Below are 5,687 nucleotides of genomic sequence, written 5' to 3'. Positions count from 1 at the left end.
CCGGAACTCTTCAAGCCATTTTTAAAAGAAAATCAGCTGAATCAAATATCAAAAGCGGCATAATAATCGGTACCAAGTCAATGACACCAAGGGTCAAAGGCTATTTTTTAACTGCAAAACTTGAGTAAATAACAATACTTAATTTTATTGGAGGAATTTTATTATGAAGAAGTTTTCAGTTTGTATTGCAGGTGGAGGAAGTACATTTACACCGGGAATTGTATTAATGTTATTGGATAATTTAGATAAATTTCCTATTCGTACGATTAAGTTTTATGATAATGATGGAGAGCGCCAAAAGGTGATTGCCGATGCTTGTGAGATTATGTTAAAAGAACAAGCGCCTGATATTGATTTTGTTGCTTCTACTGATCCTGAGATTGCCTTTACTGACATTGATTTTGTCATGGCACATATTCGTGTAGGAAAATATGCAATGCGTGAAAAGGATGAGAAGATTCCACTGAAATATGGCGTAGTTGGACAAGAAACATGCGGACCTGGTGGAATTGCATACGGAATGCGTTCTATCGGTGGAGTATTGGAACTTATTGAATTTATGGAAAAATACTCTCCTAATGCATGGATGTTGAATTACTCCAATCCTGCTGCAATTGTTGCGGAGGCTTGTCGTTTATTAAAACCAGACTCGAAGGTAATCAATATCTGTGATATGCCAATTGGTATTGAAGAGCGTATGGCACAAGGATTAGGTTTAAAATCACGAAAAGATATGGTTGTACGTTACTTTGGTTTAAATCACTTTGGATGGTGGACAGACATTCGCGATAAAGATGGTAATGATTTAATGCCTCGTTTAAAAGAACATGTAGCGAAATATGGCTATGGACCTTCCCCTGAGATGCTTGAGGCTGCAGGTGAATCTCAGCATGATGATGAAAGCTGGAAGCGTACGTTTGGTGTAGTAAAAGAGTTCTATCCGCTATCACCTGATATGTTGCCTAATACCTACTTAAAATATTACTTCATGGCTGATGAAGTGGTGGCACATACAGATCCTAGTTATACTCGGGCAAACATGGTAATGGATGGTCGTGAGAAACATGTCTTTGGTGAATGTCAAAAAATTGTAGAAAAAGGGAATTCAGAGGGGACTACACTAGAAATTGATGAGCACGCATCTTACATTGTAGATTTAGCCCGTGCGATTGCCCACAATACGAACGAGCGTATGCTATTGATTGTAGAGAATAAAGGTGCGATTGCAAACTTTGAGCCAACTGCAATGGTAGAAGTTCCTTGTATCTTAGGAAGTAACGGTGCGGAACCAATTACACAAGGAGAAATTCCACGTTTCCAAAAAGGATTAATGGAGCAACAGGTAGCTGTAGAGAAACTTGTGGCAGAAGCATGGTCAGAGAAGTCGTACACAAAACTATGGCAGGCAATTACCCTATCTAAAACTGTACCAAGTGCAAAAGTAGCAAAACAAATCCTAGATGATTTAATTGAAGCAAATAAAGATTTCTGGCCAGAGTTGGGATAACAGTTATTTATCTTAAATTTTGGAAAATGGAAGGGTTCAGTCCTTATTTCTCGCAAATGGGAACTGAACCCTCTTAAAGGTAAAGGATTTAAAGAAAGGGAATGATTTATTGTCATCCTATTGTTAAGTGTTCCTACTAAAAAGATGTTGAGCATGGGAGAGATAGAAAATGTTAGGATTATTTAAAAAGAAGCAAAAAGAAGAGGTTGTAGTAGCACCATTGACAGGGAAAGTAATTCCATTATCAGAAGTACCAGATCCAGTCTTTGCACAAAAAATGATGGGAGATGGTCTAGGGATTATTCCAACAGAGGGTGTCTTAGTATCACCAGTTGAGGGAAAAGTAATTCAAGTGTTTTCGACAAAACATGCGGTAGGAATTCAGTCAGATTTTGGAGCAGAAATTTTAATTCACATTGGACTTGAAACAGTGAATATGAACGGTGAAGGATTTGAGACATTTGTGAAAGAGGGGGACACGATAAAAATTGGACAAAAATTAATAACTTTTGATTTGGAGTTAATCGATGAAAAGGCAACAAGTACAGTAACACTAGTAGTTATTACAAACGGTGATCAAATAGAAATTGTCCGCAAAGATGAATGCCAAGAAGTGCAGGCAGGTAATCATACAGTCATGACACTAGAAAAGAAGTGATGTAGCAAAAAAGCTGTGAGATAGAATTGTTTTTTCTCACAGCTTTTTTGAATTTCTAGGAATCGATATTAGTAGTCCCACTTCCTACATTCCGTTTCCACTGAACCATTGACCGCAAAAATATTAACTTTATTATCATCATTAGTTGGAAAAATCCGTGATGTCATCACAAATTCGCCATCATTGATGAAAATTTCAATGGAGGAAGTATCCATAAAGATACGCAGTTTTAAGCTTTCCCCGTCATAGGGAACCTGACGTGTCGTTCCATAATCTACTGCAACTTCCATACCAGACTCACTTCGATCTAAAATGATTTTTTTGTTGACTGTATCGTATTTCAGGATGGTCTGTTCACCATTACCTGCTCGTAACTGCAATCCTACTTCTTGTGCGTGAATATGAGTAAATTCACATTCTAGCTCATGTTGAACGCCTGCCCCTAACTCAACAACATTATTATCCACTATGGAAGAAAGGTGTTGTTCTTCTTTTCTTAAATTTTCAAGTTCTGAAACAGGAACTTGGTGGAGGCGATTGTTGACGATTTTAAGCTCTCGTGGCAATGTTAAGCAGTGAGCCCAACCATTTTTGTCAGTAGGATAGTCGATGTCAGGCAAGCCCATCCATCCGACAATGATTCGACGACCTTTGTCATCCTCAAATGATTGGGGCGCATAAAAATCAAAGCCATTGTCTAGTTCATTGAATTCCCCGTGAGAAAATGTGTGTGTTTGTAAATCTAGTGTGCCTCCGATAAGAAAACCTGTTTGATAAATATTTTGATATTTATCTTCTGTCGGTTCCAATCCTTGTGGTGAAAACACTAGAACACCTTTACCATCTAGCTCAAAGTAATCTGGACATTCCCACATATAGCCGAAATGATCTAATTCTGTCTTGATTTCACCAAGGAAAGTCCACTCCATTGCGTTAGTTGAACAGTAAAGAACCGTGCATCCAGTTTCATTTTGTCGTTGCGCCCCGATAATTGCATAGTAAATTCCGTCTTGTTCCCAAACTTTCGGGTCACGGAAATGTTCCGTATAACCTTCAGGCACATCTTTTATGACTGGTTCCAATAATTTTTCAATCTGTCCATCTGGCTTCATAATAGCGATGGCTTGCATCGGGTGACGTACCATATTTTCATCCCTGTGGTTGCCAGTATACATTAAATAAAGATCACCATCATGCTCAAAACCACTTCCTGAATATGCACCGTAATTTTCATAATATTGATCTGGTGTAATTCCAATTCCGAGATCTTGCCAGTTAATAAGGTCCGTTGATTTAAGATGATACCAATATTTAAGCCCATGAACTGGTCCAAGTGGAAACCATTGATAAAAGATATGGTACTCTCCTTGGTAAAATGCTAGTCCGTTGGGATCGTTTAAAAGCCCCGTTTTCGGTTGAATATGAAATGTTTGTCGCCAAGGACATTGAGCAACTTGTTTTTCTAACAGGGTTAATTCATCTATTGTTGCATCTTCTAGCTTTCGACACTTCTGTTCTCTTGTCCACTCCATATAAGTTGCTCCCTTTCAATAAAAGTTTAAGTTTTTCGGAGGGGTGTGTGAAATGGGCGCTTTTTGCCCGATTCACACACCCCTCCGAAAAATTCTATTTGTTTAACATTTTGTCAGAGTAACCAAATAACCATGTAAGAATAAATCCTGAAGCAATTGAGATAAGCATGACAAGGATATACAAGAATAATTGGCCATCTAGGTATAACAGCATTCCCGGAATTAAAGTGATTCCTATTCCAGTTGCTTGTAATCCGAATAAAGCAGCTAATAATCCACCGATTGCTCCACCAATTAATCCTAAAACAAACGGTTTAACATAACGTAAGTTTACTCCGAAAATAGCTGGTTCTGTAATTCCTAATAATACGGAAATAAATGATGAAACAGATAATGCTTTTAATTTTTTCGATTTTGTCTTTAATCCTACTGCTAATGCAGCTCCACCTTGAGCAGCCATAGCGGCAGAAATAATTGGGTTAAATACATTGACACCTGTGTCAGCTGTATTTTGCAAGACTTTTCTACACAACATTGCAGCGATAAACTACACAATTTTGCACCTGAAAGATTCTTTTAGTTATTTGTGTGTCAAGGACAGTATAAAATTGTAGGTTTTTGACAGAATAAAAATGTAGGTTTTTGACAGTCTAATTTAGAAGTCCATTTATATTTTCCCTTTCATACGATATGATTTTCCAGTAATCTTGAAGACTTTAACATGGTGAACCAGGCGATCAAGAATAGCGGCGGCTATTTCAGAATTCTGAAATAGCTCCCCCCATCGAGATAAGATAATATTTGTCGTAATCATTGTTGATTTTTTTTCGTAACGCATCGTTAATAGTTGAAAGAAGAGGTTAGCTTCAACTTTTTGAATTGGTAAATAACCTATTTCATCAATGATCAAAAGATCATATTTGGCATATCGTTTCAGAACACGATCGACGGTCCCTTTTTCAAAGGCAGAACGAAGACGTAAAAGTAATTCATGACAACTGATAAACAGCGTACGGTAGCCTTGATGACATGCTTCAATGCCTAATGCAATGACAAGGTGTGTTTTCCCTACACCAGGGTTTCCAATGAAAACTAAGTTTTCTTTTTTCTCCATAAAAGCCATATGTTTCAAGTCTAGAATCTCTTTTTTGTTAACGCTTGGTTGAAAGTTGAAATCAAATTCTTCAAGTGATGTCCGTTTGGGAAAGTGTGCGCGCTGGATGACACGTTCCACAGTCTGATTCGTTTGAAAGTCTAATTCTTGATTAGTTAATTCTAGAAGAGCTTCTGTTAAAGAAAGCTCATCCCGATTGGCAATTTCAATATAGTTTGGCACATATTCTCTCATATGTTTTAAATTCAAGGCCTCTAGATTATTTAATAGATTTTGATAGTTACTGCTCATTCGAAGGCACCTCCAGTAAATCATATTGCTTTAAACTTCGTTTAATATGTTCTTGGATGTCATCTTCTTCTTTGTGGCTCATGACATCTGATTTAAGTATCTGAACCAAATCTTCTTGGTTATAGTTCAATCTTTTTGTGGTAAGTGGGTGCGAACGAATCTGTTCTCCGTTATAATAAATGTGCACGTGCTCTTCGTTTTCGGAAAGATCCAAGTCAACTTCTTTTCCGATATAACGAGGGTCTACAGAGTACCTACATTTGCGGAAAATGACCATTGCTTCCTTTGTGACTTTACGGCGAATAGAGTCTTCAAAATAAGGATTTAACAAGTCATCTTTTAGCTTATGGAGGTGCTCTTTTTCATTAATTTTCCAAAGTATATCAGGAATCTCGTCCGTTGCTTGAGACACTTCCGAATTTAATTCATCACAAAGTTCGTCAACGATTCGAATGAGGTCTGTCGAATCATAAAATTCATGATTGTAAACCCGTAACCGGTCCATTGTTCTAGCGAGAGCTTCTACGCTGCCTTTTGTTTGGGGGCGAAAAGGGCGACAGACCATTGTTCTGAACCCTGCATCTT

At 37.7% G+C, this 5,687-nt stretch carries 5 protein-coding genes and 1 pseudogene; 2 read left to right on the top strand and 4 right to left on the bottom strand.

Annotated elements, in window-relative coordinates; all coding sequences use genetic code 11:
* The first annotated feature begins 163 nt into the window (after window positions 1-163).
* Both ACYQ4S_RS10555 and ACYQ4S_RS10550 read left to right on the top strand, forming a co-directional pair.
* Window positions 164-1,507 carry a 6-phospho-alpha-glucosidase gene (locus tag ACYQ4S_RS10555; RefSeq protein WP_459771035.1) on the top strand — a complete coding sequence of 448 codons (1,344 nt, stop codon included), beginning with the start codon at window positions 164-166 and terminating at the stop codon, window positions 1,505-1,507.
* Between the two features lie 169 nt (window positions 1,508-1,676).
* Window positions 1,677-2,165 (top strand): PTS sugar transporter subunit IIA, encoded by a 489-nt coding sequence (locus ACYQ4S_RS10550; protein ID WP_459771033.1) that lies wholly within the window; start codon window positions 1,677-1,679, stop codon window positions 2,163-2,165.
* A gap of 68 nt (window positions 2,166-2,233) precedes the next feature.
* Here the strand turns inward: ACYQ4S_RS10550 and ACYQ4S_RS10545 are convergent, their stop codons facing one another.
* The 4 genes and pseudogenes from ACYQ4S_RS10545 to ACYQ4S_RS10530 form a co-directional block, all read right to left on the bottom strand.
* On the bottom strand, window positions 2,234-3,697 hold the full coding sequence (locus ACYQ4S_RS10545; protein WP_459771032.1) for a glycoside hydrolase family 32 protein: 1,464 nt from the start codon (window positions 3,695-3,697) through the stop codon (window positions 2,234-2,236).
* Between the two features lie 94 nt (window positions 3,698-3,791).
* Window positions 3,792-4,214, bottom strand: a pseudogene (locus tag ACYQ4S_RS10540) (PTS transporter subunit EIIC); the annotation flags it as partial.
* 150 nt (window positions 4,215-4,364) lie between these two features.
* The gene (istB, locus tag ACYQ4S_RS10535; protein ID WP_459771030.1) at window positions 4,365-5,102 is read right to left on the bottom strand and encodes an IS21-like element helper ATPase IstB; all 738 of its coding nucleotides are present in this window, start codon (window positions 5,100-5,102) and stop codon (window positions 4,365-4,367) included.
* The coding region (locus ACYQ4S_RS10530; protein ID WP_459771028.1) for a Mu transposase domain-containing protein at window positions 5,092-5,687 on the bottom strand (596 nt) is incomplete at its 5' end. The genes istB and ACYQ4S_RS10530, both read right to left, overlap by 11 nt.

Source organism: Alkalibacterium sp. s-m-28, assembly GCF_054658175.1.
The sequence above is the reverse complement of the archived record's forward strand: the minus strand, read 5'-3'. Positions and strand labels throughout refer to the sequence as shown.